The sequence below is a fragment of the Roseimarinus sediminis genome (assembly GCF_050433125.1).
GTDB classification, from domain to species: Bacteria; Bacteroidota; Bacteroidia; order Bacteroidales; family Prolixibacteraceae; genus Roseimarinus; species Roseimarinus sediminis.
In genome coordinates this window covers 147424-165800 of the sequence record NZ_JBNPXV010000011.1, presented here as the reverse complement: position 1 = coordinate 165800, position 18377 = coordinate 147424, and the positions used below count along the sequence as shown (strand labels likewise).

Genomic DNA, 18377 nt, shown 5'->3' with positions numbered 1-18377 from the left:
GTCTTTTTCAGGTTTTCGCGCATCACCCACGACAGGCCACGCACGCTGTAACGGCCATCGGGCTCTTTACCGTTAAACAGCCAGATGTGGGGGTTCTCGGCTTTCAGGTACTTTTTCAAACCGACAGCCATGCTTTCGGCAAGCGGAACAATGCGGTCTTTTTTGTATTTGCTTTGTCGTATGTGGATGGTACGGCGTTCAAAATCCACATCGGAGATTTTCAGGTTAATCACTTCCTGTCCGCGCAGACCGGCAGAGTAGATCAGCGTCAGAACAATGCGCTGTTTCAGCAGAGTTGGAGCGCTAAAAAGTTCCTTTAACTCGAGCTGGTTCAGGATAACAGGAAGTTTGGTATCACCTTTAAGCGTAACCATTCGGCTAACCCCGTCTTGCTTCGGCCTTGAGGAAAAATAAATTTGTTGCCTGACTAAAATCAAGCAACATGTTAAACGAAAAGAAGTTCCTTGCAATTTACGATGATTTCCTATCGTCGGGCTTAACTGCCCGGGAGTATTGCTCCAACCTGGGAATGAGTGAAGCAAAATTTTATTACTGGAAAAAGAGAATAAAAGATCAACGGCTTAATACCACAGGGTTTGTTCCGGTTGTATTTGAAAGGGAACAAATAAATCACCAGCAACTACCATCTGGAAGGATGCCTGAAAACACAGAACCGGCCCCATTGTTTTATGAGATCAACTATCCCAATGGTACCAGTATAAAACTGAGCGGGCAGCCCCCCATGGAAGTGCTGCAAGGTTTGCTCCGCATTAATTTATCCGGGAATGTTTAGCCTCACACCATCGATGAACTACTATCTGTATGCCCAGCCAACAGATATGCGCCGCAGTTTTTATACCCTGAGCGGGATGGTGACCAACCAAATGGGCCGCAACGTAAAGGATGGCGATGTTTTTATCTTCATTAACCGCAGATGTACCAGCATGAAAATCCTTCACATGGAATGTGGCGGTTTGGTGATCTATCACATGAAGCTGGAATCGGGTACTTTTAACCTGCCCGGATTTGATCCCGAAAGCCATACTTTTAAGACCAGTTGGGAAGGGTTAATGACCATGACAAAGGGGGTGGCCACTAGAAAAAACACAAGCAAAAAAGCGCCTGAGAAAACCCCTGAAACCCTTTTAAAATAAGGCAAAAACGAGCATTTTTCTCTTGGTTAAATTGGCCCGTTTTAGTATCTTTACGCCAGTAAAAATCAGGACGTAAATGACCAGGGAAGAAGAGCTTTTTGTACAACAATTATTGGAGGACAGGGACGAGTTTTACCGCGAGAATTACAGGCTCCGGGAACAACTCTCCGGCTTCGATGATTTTGCAGCAGAAAAGGCTTCACTCGAAGAACAACTCCGGAAAAAGGATCAAATTATCAGTCAGCAAGAACAGCGGATAAGTATTTTGCTGAGAAAGATCTGGGGCAAATCCAGTGAACGGTTTATCAGCGAAGATCCACAGCAACGCAAGCTTGATTTTGACGGCCTGGATCTATTGGAAGAAGAGCAACAACTAACCATAAGTGCCATAGAGGAAATTGAGCAATACAAAGAAAAGGATCCTGTCCAAAAGCCAAAGAAAAAAGCCGTTCGTAAGCCGCTTCCCGAAAGCCTGCCAAGAGAAGAATACCACATTTACCCAAAGAATATTGACCTGACCAAGTGCACTGAACTGGCACCCGAGATTACCGAAGTATTGGAGCGTGATCCGGCACGCTGGTATGTCCGCCAGATCATCCGCCACAAGTACGTGGTGAAAACCGAAAGCACATCCTCAGACAACACAACAACAGACGACACAACATCCGTAAACCAAACCATTGTAACGGCCCCCATGCCATTGCTCCCAATCCCCAAAAGTTATGCAGGGGCAACGGTACTGGCCGATATGATGATCAACAAATATGTGAACCATCTTCCGTTTTACCGCCAGATCGAGATGTTCAAACAACAAGGCATCTCTTTACCCGCATCAACAGTGAACGACTGGTTTGCCGGGGTGGCCGATTTAATGCGGCCGGCCTGGCACCGGATCATGGAGCTGGTGCTTAAGAGTGACTATATCCAGGCCGACGAAACGACTGTCCCGATCGTAAACAACGAAAAACACAAAACGGTCAAAGGGTACCTTTGGATGGTACGAGCGGTGATGCCCGGACTGGTTTTCTTTTATTACGACCAGGGCTCCCGGGCACAAAAAGTAGCACTAAAATTATTTAAAGAGTACCAGGGGGCACTGCAGAGTGATGGCTATGCCGTATACGATATTTATGAAAAAAAGAAAGGCGTTTTGCCTTTGGGCTGCTGGGCGCATGTACGCAGGAAATTTGAAGAGGCTTTATCGGAAGATAAATCCCGGGCAGAATATGCCCTGGAGCAAATAGGGCTGCTGTATGATGTGGAGCGGCAGGCCGACCAGGAAAACCTGAGTGATGAACAGCGTGCCGAATTACGAACCCGCTTGTCCTATCCTATTATGGTTGCTTTTGAAAAGTGGCTGGTGCGCGAATACCCAATGGTGCTGCCCAAGGGCCGGATCGGGAAGGCCATCCGTTACACCTACAATATTTACAACAAGCTCACCCGTTATCACCTCGACGGACGCTGGAAGATGGACAACAACCTGGCCGAAAACGAAATCCGGCCCATTGCCCTGGGGCGAAAAAACTGGCTGTTTTGCAAAAACCACAATGCAGCCGAAAACGCAGCAATTGTTTATTCTCTGCTTGGCTGCTGCAAAGCCAGTGGGGTTAACTTCAGGGAATGGTTGGTTTTCTTTCTCGAAAATGTACATCATTACGACAACGACTACAGCAAGGACCTGGCAGAACTGCTCCCGCACAACTTTGCTTCAAAAAAACCTGAATAAACTCAAAGAAACTCCAACCTGACTTTAATAGTTCTCTGAATGTTTTAGAGAAACACTGATATTAACTCCTATTCCTTGCAAAACAATACGGAGTTCACCGGATGCTTACATCGTATTTACCAAACCTTATTAACATGCTTAGAGGGAACGGCTGCAAACTACTGAAGCTGGTGGAAATCCGATGATTACATTAAAAACCAAATAGGGCAAATAAGGTGGAATCATACAGGGATGTTGCTGGCTACTAAGGTTGGCCCGGAAAATAAGGTTTATTTATTCGTCTATGGAAGGTCTCTGATCAAAAAGTATTTCAGAAGCAGGATATTTACAAAAAAACTTCCTTAGCGGCCTGTTTCTGTCGGGCCACTAAGGAAGTTCTTTTTATAATACAGCTATGCGCTAATCCAATGCTACCACCGGACGAATATTGTATTTCTCTCTGAAAGCAGGTCCGTTGTCTTCATTCTTATTGGCCGAGTTGCCTGTAAGATTTGGGTTGGCATTCAGCGTCGACTGGTAGATCGGGAAGTATTCATGTCCCTTGTAATAATACTGGAACGATGAAGCACTGGCGGTTTCAGCCGTGAGTTCCTCGGTCGATGCTGTGCCATCGAGTTTGTAATAGCCATGTTCGACCAGCTGGTTGAGGCGATCGTCGCTGTAAAAGAAGCCCCAGCGGAGCAGGTCAATTCCCCTTCCGTTTTCGCAACCGAATTCTTTAGGCCGTTCAACGTTGGCAATTTGTTCGAAAAGTGCATCAGCCGACGGAAAGTCGGAAAGCTGAAGGTCTTCGAGCGCCACGCGACGACGTACTTCGTTGATGTAATCGATGGCAGTTTGTGTTGGGCCGTTGATTTCGTTTTCGCATTCGGCGGCACGCAGTAAAACATCGCTGTAACGCATCAGGCGGATGTTCACCCCGCAGTGCAGTCCGTTGGTAATGGAGCTGTAGAGGTTGTTCCTTGCATTGGTAAACTTGGCGATTGATATTCCACCCTGGGCATTGTTCGACAGGGGAGTTTGTGTGATGTCCTGTTGATATACCGTGTTCGAACGGGGATCTCCGTTTGGATAGGCCGAAGTTTTCTGATTGGTGTAAGCGTTGTATTCATCCTCATAAGTGACAAGTGTCCAGTACAGGCGTGGATCGAGACGGCCATCGGTACTGTTCTCTTTCTTAAACAGGTTGTACAACCAGGGAGAACCTGCCAGGTCGCCCCAGCTACCCAGCTCCTGAGATGCATAGTTACTTTCGACGGCATGCCCCTGGGTTGCTTCCGGACTGATATTAACCGGAGTCCACTCTTCGTCGGTACCACCAGTGCCAAAGTCGAGAAACTGAACTTCGAAGAGGCTTTCGGCGTTGTTTTCGGTGCCTTCCCTGAAGTTGTCGCCATAGTCGGCAACCAGTTCGTAGTGTCCGTATTTTCCGGCCATGATGTCTTTGAGTACGGTATAGGCTGCTTCAAATTTGTGACGGAACATCAGGGTACGTGCCAGGTAACCGGCAGCAGCCCCGCTTGTGGCGCGTCCTGCAGCCCATTCTCCGCCTTCATCGCGCGAGGGGAGCATCTCCATTGCCTTGGCAAGGTCGGCCTCAATCTGGTCGAATACCTCGTCCTGCGTGCTGTTGGAGGCATACATGGTGCTGATGTCTGAATAGGCAGCATAGTCGGTAATCAAAGGGACTGTTTGATAATAAGTAGCCAGATGATAGTAGGCCAGAGAGCGAAGGAAGAGTGCCTGCCCTGCGATTTGATTGTAGGCATCATCCGACAAATTCACTTCATCAACTTTCGACAATACGAAGTTAGTACGGTTCACTACGTGGTAGTTGTCACGCCAGATCCACATGTCGCCAATTTCGATGGTACCGGGAGAGTTGAGGTTGTCGTACTCGAGGTACCATTGCTGAGATGAGTTCCACACTTCGTCGCCTCTTACAGCATCCATGGTATAGCCAACACGGGCAAAGGTGCCTTCGAGGCGGATGCGGTTGTAGCAGGCAATAATGGCCTCCTGTAATTCCGGCTCTGAATCGCCAAAATCGTAGGTGGTCTGATTGTTCGGATTTATAACATCGAGTTCGTCTTCACAGGCGGTAAAGCCTCCGATAAGCGCGAATATTATAAAGATTATTTTAAAATTTTTCATATGATTATCTAGTTTAACTTATATTAAAATGAACAATGAACTCCAAACATAATTGTTCGTGGTGTTGGATACGAGGCATAGTTGAAACCCGGGGTAAAGGTACCACCGGCAAAATCGACGTTGTATCCTCTATATTCCGAGAAGGTGGCCAGATTTTGGGCCGATGCATAAATGCGAACACCACTTACATAGCCGCCAAACAATCGATCAGGCAGGTTATAGCCCAATTCGATATTGGCAATTTTCAGATAAGCTGCATTTTGCAGGTAACGTTCGCTGAACATATCGTTGGTAATGGATCCGGTCGATTTGTAAGCTACGCGGGGCACATCGGTGTTGGTATTTTCCGGTGTCCAGGCATTTAGCAAATCTGCATTCTTATTGAGTGCACCGTACGAGCTGCGTAAGGTGAGATCAACAAAGTCGACTGCTTTGAAACCCGCTGCGCCAAAGGTTGAAATGCTGATGTCGATTCCTTTATATTCGGCACGTACATTCAGCCCGTAATTGATACTTGGCAGGCCACTGCCCAGAAATTGCTGGTCTTCGTTGGTAATTTCACCGTCGAGGTTGATGTCGGCATAGGCTACATCGCCTGGTTGAGCACCACTCTGGTTGATGAATTCACCTTCGGCATTGACACGGGTATCAATTTCTTCCTGCGACTGAAAGATGCCTTCATAAACATAGCCATAGAATTCACCCACTTCGCGGCCCACTTCGGTACGGCTGTAGCCATCGGAACGAGGTTCGCCCGATACACCCAGTTTGGTTACCACATTGTTTAGGGTTGAAAGATTGGCCGTGATATCAAATTTAACAGGATTTTTACGATTGTGGTAGGCTAACAGGAACTCAAGGCCTGAGTTTTCCATGGTTGATGCGTTCATCTTAACCGTAGTGTTGGTTGCTCCTGCACTTACCGGCACAGCTACATCGTAATGAAGGTCTTCGGATGTCGACTTGTACCAGTCGAAAGTGAATTCCAGCTGATTGTTGAACATGCCAAGGTCGAAACCGACATCAATGGTTTTCTTCTTTTCCCAACGAATGGCTGTGTTGACATAGTTGGAAATGGCTGAACCGGTTACCTTGTTGTTTCCAAAGCTATAGGTGTAGTTTCCTCTCGACATGATGTCCATGTAATCGTAATTGCCCAGGTTGGCGTCATTACCGAGCTCACCATAGCTTGCACGAACTTTGAACAGGTTGATGGTTGATTTGGCTACCTGGAAGAAATCTTCACGTTCGATGCGCCATCCTGCGGATGCCGATGGAAACCACTCCCAGCGATCGACCGAGAGCCGGCTCGATCCGTCGCGACGAGCAGTGAAGGAGAAGAGGTATTTCTCATCGAAGTCGTAATTAACACGACCGATATACGATGCCAGTACATGTTCGCCTTCGCCCGATCGTGCCTGGGTATCTTCGGCATTATTTATCTGAAGATAATAGGGTTCAGGCATGTTTACGCCTTCACCTGTAAGTGAGTGATTGAGATAGTGCTCAAAGGTTTGACCGGCTACTACGTTGATGTGACTGCGTCCAAAGTTGCCATCGTAGGTTACATAGTTTTCGATCAGAGAATTGTTGTAGCTACGGTAAGCCTGAGTAAGGCGTTCGTTGCTCTTCGACAGGTAGTTGGTTGTACTCTGAATGAAGGCAGGAACAAAGGTAAAGTCCTTGGCAAAGGTTTTACTGTACGACATGTTCAGGTTGTAATTGAACTTGTGATTGCTACTTACAAGGCCAAGCATGTCGATGATGTCGACATTGGCCGAACCCGAAGCAACGATGCGGTCAACAACGGTATTTCTTTCCAGCAGACTGTTGGTAAGCAAAAGGTTGGTCACCCTGATGTCGCCATGTACATCGTCGTAGTAGGTACCAAAACCATGAGAGTCGTAGGTATATTCCGAAGCGGCCGATATTTTATCGTCGAGCACCCAGGTTGATTCATCGTAGGCCTTCATGGTTGGTGGCTGAAGCAGTGCAGAAGCCATTACCGGAAATTGCTGACCATAAAGCCCCTGAACGTACTCGTTGGCATTACTAAGTGCCATGTTGTCCTGGTTGCTGTGGCTGTATACAATGTTTGTTTTGATTTTGATAAATTTAACATCCATTGAATTGTTGATACGGGCGGTGTAGCGGTCGAAGTTCGGACCGGCACCTACCATGGTTCCTTGCTGGTTGTAGTAGTCGAGGGCGATGTTGTAGGTATTGTTGGCACCTCCACCCGAGATGTTCACGTTGTGGTTTTGACGAATGCCTGTTTTGAATGCTTCATCGAACCAGTTGGTGTTTACTTCAGCAGGATCGATGTACTTGGCGCTTTCGGGATTGTAACCGGCGGGAACATCCATACCACTGTTTGCGAATGCCATGTTCAGGAACTCACCATACTGGTACGAGTCCATCACATTGTAGACGCCTTCTTCCACGCGGTCGAGGCCCATGTAGCCTTTGTAGTCGATTCTCATGGGCTGATCTTTTTGGCCCTGCTTGGTGGTAATGATGACCACCCCGTTGGCAGCACGTGAACCATAAATGGCCGCTGCCGAAGCATCTTTAAGAACCTGGAGGCTTTCGATGTCGTTGGGTGAGAAGTCGCGAATGGTTGTTCCCATAGGCACTCCGTCGACCACATAGAGTGGTGCGGTGCTGCCGAATGAACCAATACCACGGATGCGCACCACCGGGTCGGCTCCCGGTTGTCCGTCGGTTGTAATCTGAACACCCGATACTTTTCCCTGGAGCATGGTTGACATGTTCGAATTGGATACCTTCTTCATTTCTTCGGTATCGACAATGGCAACTGATCCGGTGAGGTCAACTTTGCGTTGTGTACCGTAGCCGATTACCACCACCTGGTCGAGTTCTTTTAAATCGGACGTCAGTGTGATGTTGCCCAGTTGAGTTCTTCCATCCACGTTTACTTCGGTGCTTTTGTATCCAACAAAAGAAATGATAAGTGTGGCATCGGAGGGGACGTTAAGAGAGAAGTTGCCATCGATGTCGGTAATAACACCATTGGATGTACCCTTTTGTTGCACGGTGGCACCAGGAAGTGATGCCCCGCTTTCGTCAACAACGATCCCTTTTACGGTGGTGTTGTCGGCCTGAGTCGTTAACATCTGTTTTGCATTTCCGGTGTCTTCGGCGAATGAAGTTGTTGCAAGCGCCAGTAGTGCAAACAGGATTAAATAGGAATATTTCATATGATTAAGTTTTTTAGCTTATTGATTATTCAACAATTACGACATAAGCTCCCTCGATTACGAGTGCGCAATTCAAATCAGCGCTGTCGACCGTTATGCCTTCATATTTTTGGAAATGGGTATCGCCGTTGGCAAAAGTCACTTCGTAAAGTACATCGGCTGTATTGTCGGCCTTGTTGGTAACGGTGATGTCTATTTTGGAACCATTAATATTTGGTGTGAAGGTATCCCAATTCCAGTCGTTGGTTAACGTGGCGGTGGCATATCCGTCACCCCATCCGAAGTTATCCATGCGAACAACTGCATATTCTGTCATGTCGGCTTTGCGAAGAATCGTACATGGGCTGTGCCAGTTATTGACGCCATTCGAGTAGCAGTACATGCTAAGGGTTTTGCCTGAGCCGGAAGCAACGGCATAGTCGTTGGAGAATTCGGTCCACCAGGCAGTTGAGAAGTCGTTTGCACCAACCTGGGCTACTCCCTTGGTAAGGTTTACGGGGCAGTTGGTGGTAAAAGTATTGGCTGCTCCCTTGTAGGCGATGAGGACGTTTTGTTCTCCTTCAATTGCAGGAATTTTACCAAATCGGAGTGATTCTTTAGCCAAAACACTAGTTGAGCCGTCGGAATAGGTAGCAGTTACCTCAATGCCGTCACTGTCGAAGAAAATAGAGTCGCTACTATAAAAATAGTAATTGGTAATGGAAGGCAAAGTGGTCACTTCGATGGTTTTAACCGGATTGGTGACGTTGATTTTGTAATAGCCTGTTACGGCCTGGGTGTATGCGCCTTGTTTTGTTTTGCTGTAGGCTACCGTAACTGTTTTCTCTCCGAGCGAAGTCATGTCGGGGATTACGGTGAAGGTAATGTCAGCCGAATCGACCTGCTCGGTTGATCCGTCAGCAAAAGTAACAGTGGCCACTGCATCGCCCCAGAAATTATCGTCGCCTAATTCGACGATAACAGGAGCTCCTTCGATCGCAATAGAAACTGGGGCTACATCTTCTACAACGGTCACTTTAGAAGGCAGAAGATAGGCCTTTTTCATCTCGAAATAGCTGCCATCGCAGATAAGGAAAGCCACAATGTCTTCGGTAGCAGAAACGGGTTGCTGATAGGTTTGAATCAGCTCTACCCCATTTGTTCCAACGGAAGTGGCCGTAACAAATACATTGCCGGTGGCTGAGTGGTCGATTTCCATGGTCACATAGGCTCCCTGCATGGTGCTGCGGAAGTCGTTCCAAATATCGTCATCGCCGTCTAAGTCGGTATAGTTATGCGAGATCATGTTTAAGGCAAAATCTCCATTGCCCCAACCGTAGGCATCGGCTCGCAGAACAAAGTATTCGGCATAGCCTTCGGCGTCACGATCGCCAACTTCATTTGCAACAGCCAGGTTCCAGTTGTTCCAGTTGTTCACTCCGGAGCCGTGGTTAACAAATTCTAAATGTAATAGTTTGTTGCTTGGAATAGCAAAATAATCAGAGAAGGCAGTCCACCATGCGGCACTGTTATCTTCAGCCCCGACTATCGCTGTAGCGATGTTTAGGTAAGTGGTATCGCCTGTAGACTGTTTTGCTCTTTCGGCTGCAATTGAGTCGATCCTGCTTTGCAGGTCAGCGGGCGCATCAATTGTGTAAAGGTCCAATTTTTCGCACCCAACCAGGCCAAATGCTGCCAGCATTACGGTGTACAAAGCGTACCTGATCAGTTTAGTTGTTTTCATAAAATTAAATTTGATTAGATTCATTTTTTATAATTATTTGAGTCGTACGTTTTAATGAAGCTCAGCTTTGTTCCATGAAGCTGTGTGATATTTTTCGGGATAAAATTAGTTTTAACAATGCTTAACACAGTGTAAGGATAGTTTTTTGGGGTGGACAAATGGTTATAAGTGAGAAATTGGCATTCTGTAAGCACAAAAGAGAAAATTGCCCTGGCAGTTTAAACCCCCGGTGCAGTGCACATTTAGATGGTGCTGAATAATTCATCACTTGCATTCTGTTTGAATATTCAGAAAATCAGTCGAATAGATCGAAAAATTAATTATAATAATTTATCAATTGGTCGTTCTCTTGTTTTCGTAAATTTATGCTGATGATTATAACTTTCTAAACCAATTACGAGTCATGATGTCTGATATTGAACAACTTTTTGTCGAAGGTGACTTTGCACTCAAAGAAGCTAAATCGAAGTTTTACCTCAACAAGGAAGAACATTGCACTGCCATTTGCAGTAGTTGTAATGCAGTAAAAAGGTACCTCGATGCCTACGAGAAGTTTCTTTTTGAAGCAGTAACACCATCAGAAAATTATCATGTTCTGCTTCACATGATTGTACAGAAAGATCCGAAGTTCAAAAGATTCACCGGGAAGATTTTTGAAGTAAAATGCTTTGCCGAAGAATCGAAGCGTGAAGGAGAACGCTTTTTTCTTTATGCCGACGAGATGGATGAAGTGTTGAAAATTATCCTTGAACTGAGGACTTACATTGGGAGCAGGGTGAAGCTGCATAAAAACTTTATGGAAGAGTACACCGAAACTTCGTTTATGACTACGTGAAAAAGTGGAGGTGGCGGGCGCTGTAGCTTCTTTTTTTAGTTCTATTCATTTTTTACGGGCAGGGCTTCACTGCTGACCTTGTGTTTTTTCATGAGGGGGATGCGGTAATACAAGGAGTAATTAAAACCCATGCGACTTGCTGCCCAGCCGCGACCATAGCCGGGGATGTGGTAGGGCTGCATCACCTGATCGTCCTGAAACCATATTTTAACCCTGAAACGCGCCGACCAGCCCAGGTAGAAGTTATTGAAAAGACGGGCCCGCATTCCGGTGGCCACTTCCATCCAGTTGGCACTAAAGAATTTTCGCTCAACAGCATCCTGGGTGAAATCACCCCAAACCGGGTCATTAATGATGATGTTGCCGGCTTCGTGAAAGTAGGTGGTAAAAGCATAGCGTAAGCCAATGAAAAGTTTGTCGGTACTTTCGCTGTCGACATGCTTCATGTAGTTATAATCGACTCCCAGGCGGGTGTAAATTCCATCGGAACGGTAAGTGTAATTTTCGGGTTGAAAGCGGGTGCTTTGCGATCCCAGTTCAACTACACCAAACAAATCGTCGAGCAATTCATAGTCGGCCGAAAGTTCCCAGCCAAAACGGGTAGTATCGACCAGGGGGGCAGCAAAACGTGAAAGGTCAATGCCCAGTGATAAGCCCCTGCGATCTTCATTTTGTGCTGCGGCTCCCATGGCAAGCAACAGCAAGAGCAGACTAAAAGTATATTTTGATATTTTCTTCTTCACCATATTCTACCAAATCTTTCCTGATCCAAACTGAATCAAGCCGGTTGTTGCTTGCTTTTATGTCGTTAATATCGAAAAAGTTATCGAAGCCGCATTTGTGGCTTTCAAGGGTCAAAAGCCTTTCATAGTAAAAAGTGATGGTGTCGCTCACCCCATCCTTGTAAAGGAGGATCATGGTGGAGCTGTCGTCAATCATTGAAAGTGGAAAACTGAAGTATTGTACCCTGATGAGTTCCTGTTGGTAATGATCTTCAGCAGGGTTGAGCAGGATGTAGTTGATGGTATCGATGGTGGTGTCGGCCAGTATTCGTCCGTCGAAGGTGTAAAAGCCCACATTCAGGTTGACTCCATTGCTGTCGGGACAGGGAAGCTCATCGCACGACCACAGCATCATCATAAGGACGATACCATTAAATAATACTTTCTGAATTCGACTGATCATAGAGGGCTGCTACTGTTGTTGGTTTGCCCCACAAACATACAAAAACCTTTTTAACCCGCTGTGCTGTTAAAAACTTGATTTGTGATGATCGGTCATTTTACTGTATTTTTGAAAAAAAATTGAAGATGGTTGAAGTATGTGCGATTGCATCGGGTAGTAACGGAAACTGTTACTACATTGGAACTGAAGAAGAGGCTGTGTTGGTTGATGCGGGGATCAGCTGTAAACAAATCCTGTTGAGGATGGAAGAGCGCGGGCTCGATGCTTCAAAACTGAAAGCCGTGCTGGTAACACACGAGCATGCCGACCATATCAGAGGCGTCCGTGTGCTCAGCAAGAAGCTGGGCATTCCGGTGTTTTATACTTATGGAACCTGGAACCATGCGCACAAGAGTTCAAAAACCCCACAAGCGCGCTATCTGCACATTGGAGAGCCGTTGGAATGGGGTGTTTTCACCATACACCCTTTTGCCAAAAGACACGATGCAGGGGAACCTTGCAGTTTCCGCATCGAGGCAGAAGGCCATCAGATTGGTGTGATGACCGACATTGGTTCGCTTTGCGAAAACGTAATCAGCCATTTTCAACTTTGCCATGTGGTTTTTCTTGAGAGTAACTACGATGAGCACTTACTGATCAATGGGGCTTATCCCTGGTATTTAAAACAGCGTATTCTTTCCGAAGTAGGCCATTTGTCGAATGCCCAGGCCTTTGAATTAATCAGCACTTACGGTAACGGCCAGTTGAAAAGTGTTTTTCTGTCGCACCTCTCGGGCGAAAACAATACGCCCGAACTGGCCTACAATGCTTTTGCCAGTCTGCATGAGAAATACCGTTTCATTACAACTTCCCGGAGCGAAGCCAGCGAAGTACTTGTACTTGGAGATCAGTAAAGCTGAATCTTTTTTCAATTGATTTTTTCAGAAGCAGGAGGTCCGTACCTGGCGATACATCCTTTTTTATGAAAACTAATTGGTTTGTATTGACAATGCCGGCAATTTGGCATTGTCAATACAAACCGGGGCTTACCACTTGTACGTTTCACCTTTTGTGGTTTCCTGTTCAATTAACTGATCGTTAAAATGCAGTTTCAGTGGCTGGCCTGCCAGCGATTTGACGGCCAGCTGGCTCACCTTGCTGTCCTTCCATTCCATGTCGATTTCGAATCCGCCGCGGGCACGCAGTCCTTTAATGCTTCCATTGGCCCACTGTTGTGGCAGGGCTGGCAAGAGGTCGATGTAGCCCTGATGACTTTGCATGATCATTTCGATAATGCCGGCAGCACCGCCAAAATTACCATCGATCTGGAAGGGCGGGTGGGCATCGAAGAGGTTGGGGTAGGAACCTCCGCGCACATTGCGCTCGGGGTCGTTGGCCGGTGCCAGCAGCATTTGCACCATGTGGTGGGCATGCTCGCCATCGAGAAAACGGGCCCAGAAGTTGATTTTCCATGCCAGGCTCCAGCCGGTGCCTTCATCGCCGCGCATTTCGAGCGATTTGATGGCTGCGTTCATGAGTTCGGGCGATGCTTCCCAGGTGATTTCGTTGCCGGGATGAACGCCCCAAAGGTGCGACACATGACGGTGTTTGTTATCAGGATCGTCAATGTCGGCGATCCATTCCTGCAACTGGCCATACTGTCCAATCCTGTCGGGAGCCACCCGTTCGAGTTTGGAGCGGATGCTTGTTTCAAATTCAGGATCGTTCCCGGTGAGTTCGTTGGTTCTTAAAGCAATTTTAAACAGCGAACGAATGATCTGATGGTCCATGGCAGGGCCCTGCACCAGTCCGCCATTTTCGGGCGAATTCGAAGGGGTGCTGATAAGGTAACCGGTTTCGGGATCTTCGGTCAGAAAGTCGACAAAGAAAAGGGCTGCTTCTTTGATAATGGGTGCCGCATAGTTTTTCAGCCATTCATCATCGTGGCTGTAAAGGTAATGTTCCCACAGGTGATGGGTGAGCCAGGCACCGCCGGTAACCCAGATGCCGTGGTTGGAATTGTTGATGGGAGCTGTTCCCCTCCACTGATCGGTGTTGTGATGATGCACCCAGCCACGACTGTTGTAATGTGCTTTGGCGGTTTTTCTTCCTTCGGCTGCCAGGTCTTCAATCATGCTGAAAAGTGAATAATGACATTCGGCGATATTGAGTGGCTCCACCGGCCAGAAGTTCATTTCGCAGTTGATGTTGGTGGTGTATTTGCTTCCCCAGGCCGGATGCAGGTCCTTGTTCCAGATGCCCTGCAGGTTGGGTGGATTGGTTCCTTTGCGACCCGACGACAACATCAGGTAACGGGCGTATTGTACATAAAGTGCAGCCAGCCCATTGTCGGGGGCTGTTTTAATGCCATTGATCCGTTCATCAGTAGGAAGCTGGCTTTTATCATCACCGCCCAGCGTAAGGGAGAAACGATTGTACAAGGCGGAATAATCGTTGTGGTGAGCTGCTTTTATTTCCTTATAATCTTTGCTTTCTATTTGTGAAAGATATTGCTTGCACCTTTCTGATGGATTGGCACTTACGTCCTTGTAGTTAACAAAGCTGGTGGCTGCTACCCATTTCATTACTACTTCATCGGCATTTTCGATGTGCAGTTGATTCGCTTCAGCCTTTATTGCTCCGCCTTTGGCAGTAATGTGCAAACGGCCTTCACCGGTCAGCACTCCGTCTTCTACCTTTAGCTGAATTACCAGGGTATTGTTATTTTCAATCTGAATGGCGTGTTCGGGATGAGCAGAACTCAAACTGGCCGTAAAGCTGATGTTTCCGGGTTGGCTGGCCGACCACTTCATCACGACGGACTGATCGGGGTTCGAAGCCAGGTATTCGCGGGTGAAGGTGACTCCGTTTACCTCGTAGGATGTAAGGGCCAGGGCTTTTTCCAGGTCGAGCGAACGGCGGTAGTTGCTGAAGTTTTCGTGCCCTGTACTTTGGATATGAATGTCGGCAAAGGGCTGGTAGTTGGCCTGGTACTGTGGTGCCCATGGCGGGCGGGTATCAATGATTTTGTATTTCCAGTCTCCTTCGATTAAAACAGGATCGTTGTCTGATCCCCTGGGTGCCAGGTGCATTTTTTTATGTCCGGTTCGTACTGCATTAAATCCGCCGGTTTTTTCATAATTGTTGATCTGAACCACAATGAGGTTTTTTCCGGGCTTAAGCACACCGGCCGGAATATTGTAAATGCGGTTTTCTTCGTAACCATTGGTTTCGCCTACTTTTACCCCGTTTATCCAGGTCAGGTCGTGGTCTTTAATTTTACCCATGTTTAGAACAATGGGTTTGTTTTTCCAGCTTTCGGGAAGCTCCACTGTTTTACGAAAGACAACACAGCCATCGAGGTCGGGGTGGCCTTTGGTTTCCCAAACACTTTTGTAGTTAATGTGCATCACGTCCCAGTCAGCATCGTCGGTTGAGGGGTGAATGCTTTCCTTTAGTAATTCGTTGTTGGCGAGCATATTCAGCCATTCGGTGCGCTTTTCTTCATAATCATCTTCATAAGCTCTGCGCCCCATGAATACATCATTGGCCAGTACTTCGGCCTCGCTTTGTTTGCCTTCGGCCACCAGTTGGCGGATTACGGGCAGGTATTCTGCAGCGCCCTCGCGCTGATAAGCACGGGGATAGCTGTCCCACAACGTTTCTTCATTTAGTTGGAGGTGTTCATTGGCCGGATCGCCAAAAATCATGGCTCCCAGACGGCCATTTCCAATGGGGAGTGCTTCTTCCCATTCAAGGGCAGGTTCATCGTACCACAATTCGGCCTTGTTCTGTTCACTAGTTGAACAGCCAACGCCGAGCATCAACAGCATGAGCAGGGCTGTTGAAATGAAGGTTTTCTGCTTGTACTTCTTATAGGTTTCCATAGCTTATTTTTTCAGGTTGCTTAATGTGTTTGCTTGTTGATAATGAAGGTGGGCCGAAACCGGAATAATCGTTCCTTCGATGAGCGTAAAATCTGTTTTCAGGTCTTCGGAATTCAGCTTTTCGTTCGATACAAAAGAGAGGATATTTCTTCCCCTGCCTTTTTCAAATTTCAATATTTTACCGCTTGTTGTTTTCAGAATGAGGGGAGTTGTAAGGCTTACCTGCTGGTCGAATTCAAGCAGGTAACGCCCGTTGAAGATCCGAAAACCGACAACATGTATTTCGGCTGACTGCAGCGGATCCCATTGATTTTGGTAAATCCATCCGATGTTGATTGCTTCAGGCTGAAGGTGGTTCAGATTGTTTTGGTACCAGCTGTATGCTTCGCCTTCTTTTTCACATTGATGAAAATAATGTCGGTCGGCGTAGAAATGGGGCCGGTTGTTATCCTGATCGTTGTAGGTTTTACGATAGATGGCTTTGTCGGCCATTTTTTCTGAAAAGCGGCAGTTCAGAAAATAGTAGCAGGCATCGTAGTGGTGTCTTCCCAGAAAGAAATGTTCCACCCCGTCGAAGAGACAGTTCTTCACCACTACTTTCTCGTTTTCGTTGTTGAAGGCCCCGTGCCACAATGAACCAATGGCTTCGTGCTGAAAAAAGGTGGAATTTTCGATGAGGGCATTTCCACATACTTTAACAAAGTCGACGGCTCCCGAAAAATGACAGTTGTTGATGTAATACAGGCCGTTTTTGGTGTTGTAAAGCTGCACCGAGTTCGATCCGCTGTTGTTCACTGTACACTGGCTTAGTATGGTTCGGGTACCCGATGAGTAGATGGCAAAGGCATCTTTGCCCACCAGTGGCTGGGTATTTTCGATGGTGAGCCGGCTCAGAATAACATCGTCGGCATGGATGTTCACTACCGCCGGGCCTTCATAATCGCGATGCGAATCCCAGTCGGTTTTTAGCTGATCGTACCAGATGGTGGTTCCTTCGCGGCTTTCGCCCAGCAGGGTCACATGATCGTTTTCTATTCTTATTTTTTCGTTGTACGATCCGTTTTTAACAAAGATGACATGACGCTGGCTGTAGTTGGCCGGGATGTCGCGAAGTGCATCACCAATGCTGGCATGGGTGCCGGTTCCGTCGTTTGCAACAATGGCATCGTAATGAATGGCACTGCACAGCAGGGATGCAGTAAAGATCAGAAAAAACAGACTGCTTGCTTTTTTAATTAATCCGGTCATGATGACAAGTAAATTTAAAAAATGTGAGGTACCCGAAAACAACCAGGCACCTCACTATGCTGAACTTAAACTATCGGTTCAATTCGCGGGCTGCCAGAATAAAGGGACCCACTCCTTTTGAATCGTTTTTCACGATGCGTTCGGTGGTGTAATATTCATAGCTTCCGTCGCGATAAGGTTTTCCTCCCAAGCCACAGCTGCCACAAATGTTGATCATGCTGGGCAGCTGGTCTTCGTCGGTGATGATGAAGGTTTCGATCATGTCGTCGAAGGCTTTGTTGGCCACTTCGAGATAGCTTTTGTCGAGATAGCCTTTGTTGGCACCTTTGGCCATGGCATAAATGTACATGGCAGTACCTGAACCTTCGAGATAGTTTCCTTCGCGGCCTCCCTGATCAAGCACCTGGTACCAGCATCCCGAAGTTTCATCGCGTACCTTGAGCAGGGCGTCGATGGTTTTATTCAGAATGGAAATAATTTCAGTGCGGTCGGAATGGTCTTCGGGCAGATCGTCGAGTACATCAACCAGGGCCATTACGTACCAGCCCATGGCCCTGCTCCAGAAATGGGGCGATTTTCCGGTTTCGGGATCGGCCCAGCGCTGTTCTTTGCTTTCATCCCAGGCATGATATAACAAACAGGTTTCGGGGTCGAGTGTTTTTTCGTAAGTAAGAATGATTTCATGAGTCGCCACATCGAACCATTGCGGCTGATCGAAACTTTTGGCATACCTGGTCAAAAAGGGCATGCCCATGTACACTCCGTCGAGCCAAATTTGCCAGGGGTAGATTTTTTTGTGCCAGTAGCCACCGCTTTCGGTCTTTGGATGTTGCTCCATCTGTTCGATGAACTGCGGAAGGGCATTCAGGTATTTCTCTTCACCGCTTCGTTCGTACAGGGTGATGATGTTTTTTGCAGGGTTAATGTAGTCGATGTTGAACTTGTTCATGTCGTAACGCGGAATGCTTCCATCGCTTTCAACCAACATGTCCATGTAGGTTTTCATATAGGCAGAATACTTTGGATCTGCCTCGCCCAGCTGGTCGATGGCCATTCCAACCAGGGCCACATCGTACGACCATCCGGCAATGTTGCGACCGTTGTAATAAGCCAGTGTGTCGTATCGTTCCATTACCGCATCGGCCATTTTTATACTCCATTTTTCTTCGTTGCTCTTTTGAGCCGTGTTACAAGCCGAAGCAAACAGTAACAGCAGCAATAACAGTGTTGTATTTCTCATCATCTCAGTTGTTATCTTCATT

General features: G+C 47.1%; 14 protein-coding genes. 5 read left to right on the top strand and 9 right to left on the bottom strand.

Going from position 1 to position 18377, the window contains the following annotated elements; genetic code table 11:
• A partial coding sequence (locus tag FHS86_RS14545; protein ID WP_429415158.1) for a tyrosine-type recombinase/integrase occupies positions 1-374 on the bottom strand: 374 nt, incomplete at its 3' end.
• Between the two features lie 68 nt (positions 375-442).
• On the opposite strand from FHS86_RS14545, the gene tnpA reads away from it, so the two are divergent.
• The 3 genes from tnpA (at position 443) to tnpC (ending at position 2883) form a co-directional block, all read left to right on the top strand.
• Positions 443-793 (top strand): IS66 family insertion sequence element accessory protein TnpA, encoded by a 351-nt coding sequence (gene tnpA / locus FHS86_RS14540; protein WP_429415156.1) that lies wholly within the window; start codon positions 443-445, stop codon positions 791-793.
• On the top strand, positions 786-1154 hold the full coding sequence (gene tnpB, locus FHS86_RS14535) for an IS66 family insertion sequence element accessory protein TnpB (protein ID WP_429415153.1): 369 nt from the start codon (positions 786-788) through the stop codon (positions 1152-1154). The genes tnpA and tnpB overlap by 8 nt, the downstream gene beginning before the upstream one ends.
• A 76-nt stretch (positions 1155-1230) precedes the next feature.
• Positions 1231-2883, top strand: a complete 1653-nt coding sequence (tnpC, locus tag FHS86_RS14530; protein ID WP_429415151.1) for an IS66 family transposase — start codon at positions 1231-1233, stop codon at positions 2881-2883.
• A 399-nt stretch (positions 2884-3282) separates the two neighbouring features.
• Here tnpC and FHS86_RS14525 read toward each other — a convergent pair whose 3' ends face one another.
• The 3 genes from FHS86_RS14525 to FHS86_RS14515 are packed head-to-tail and all read right to left on the bottom strand — an operon-like array spanning position 3283 to position 9981.
• Complete coding sequence (locus tag FHS86_RS14525; protein ID WP_429415148.1) at positions 3283-5037, bottom strand: RagB/SusD family nutrient uptake outer membrane protein; 1755 nt, start codon at positions 5035-5037, stop codon at positions 3283-3285.
• Positions 5038-5060: 23 nt separating this feature from the next.
• Positions 5061-8258 carry a SusC/RagA family TonB-linked outer membrane protein gene (locus FHS86_RS14520; RefSeq protein ID WP_429415145.1) on the bottom strand — a complete coding sequence of 1066 codons (3198 nt, stop codon included), beginning with the start codon at positions 8256-8258 and terminating at the stop codon, positions 5061-5063.
• A gap of 25 nt (positions 8259-8283) precedes the next feature.
• Positions 8284-9981: a hypothetical protein gene (locus FHS86_RS14515; protein ID WP_429415142.1), complete on the bottom strand. Its 1698-nt coding sequence runs from the start codon at positions 9979-9981 to the stop codon at positions 8284-8286.
• Positions 9982-10384: 403 nt separating this feature from the next.
• Between FHS86_RS14515 and FHS86_RS14510 the strand changes: the two genes are divergently transcribed.
• Positions 10385-10816, top strand: a complete 432-nt coding sequence (locus tag FHS86_RS14510; protein WP_429415139.1) for a hypothetical protein — start codon at positions 10385-10387, stop codon at positions 10814-10816.
• A gap of 41 nt (positions 10817-10857) precedes the next feature.
• Here FHS86_RS14510 and FHS86_RS14505 read toward each other — a convergent pair whose 3' ends face one another.
• Together FHS86_RS14505 and FHS86_RS14500 are read right to left on the bottom strand one after the other, a co-directional pair.
• Entirely contained in the window at positions 10858-11562 is a 705-nt protein-coding gene (locus tag FHS86_RS14505; RefSeq protein ID WP_429415136.1) for a DUF6048 family protein, read from the bottom strand.
• Positions 11528-12001: a DUF6452 family protein gene (locus FHS86_RS14500; protein ID WP_429415133.1), complete on the bottom strand. Its 474-nt coding sequence runs from the start codon at positions 11999-12001 to the stop codon at positions 11528-11530. The genes FHS86_RS14505 and FHS86_RS14500 overlap by 35 nt, the downstream gene beginning before the upstream one ends.
• A gap of 125 nt (positions 12002-12126) precedes the next feature.
• Here FHS86_RS14500 and FHS86_RS14495 point away from each other — a divergent pair, with 125 nt between their 5' ends.
• Positions 12127-12894: an MBL fold metallo-hydrolase gene (locus FHS86_RS14495; protein WP_429415130.1), complete on the top strand. Its 768-nt coding sequence runs from the start codon at positions 12127-12129 to the stop codon at positions 12892-12894.
• A gap of 132 nt (positions 12895-13026) precedes the next feature.
• Here FHS86_RS14495 and FHS86_RS14490 read toward each other — a convergent pair whose 3' ends face one another.
• The 3 genes from FHS86_RS14490 to FHS86_RS14480 form a co-directional block, all read right to left on the bottom strand.
• Entirely contained in the window at positions 13027-15867 is a 2841-nt protein-coding gene (locus FHS86_RS14490) for a glycoside hydrolase family 95 protein (protein WP_429415127.1), read from the bottom strand.
• 3 nt (positions 15868-15870) lie between these two features.
• A complete protein-coding gene (locus tag FHS86_RS14485; protein ID WP_429415124.1) occupies positions 15871-17115 on the bottom strand; it encodes a pectinesterase family protein in 1245 nt (414 codons plus the stop codon).
• Positions 17116-17185: 70 nt separating this feature from the next.
• Positions 17186-18376, bottom strand: coding sequence for a glycoside hydrolase family 88/105 protein (locus FHS86_RS14480; protein WP_429415122.1), 1191 nt, complete (start codon positions 18374-18376; stop codon positions 17186-17188).
• Position 18377 lies beyond the last annotated feature (1 nt).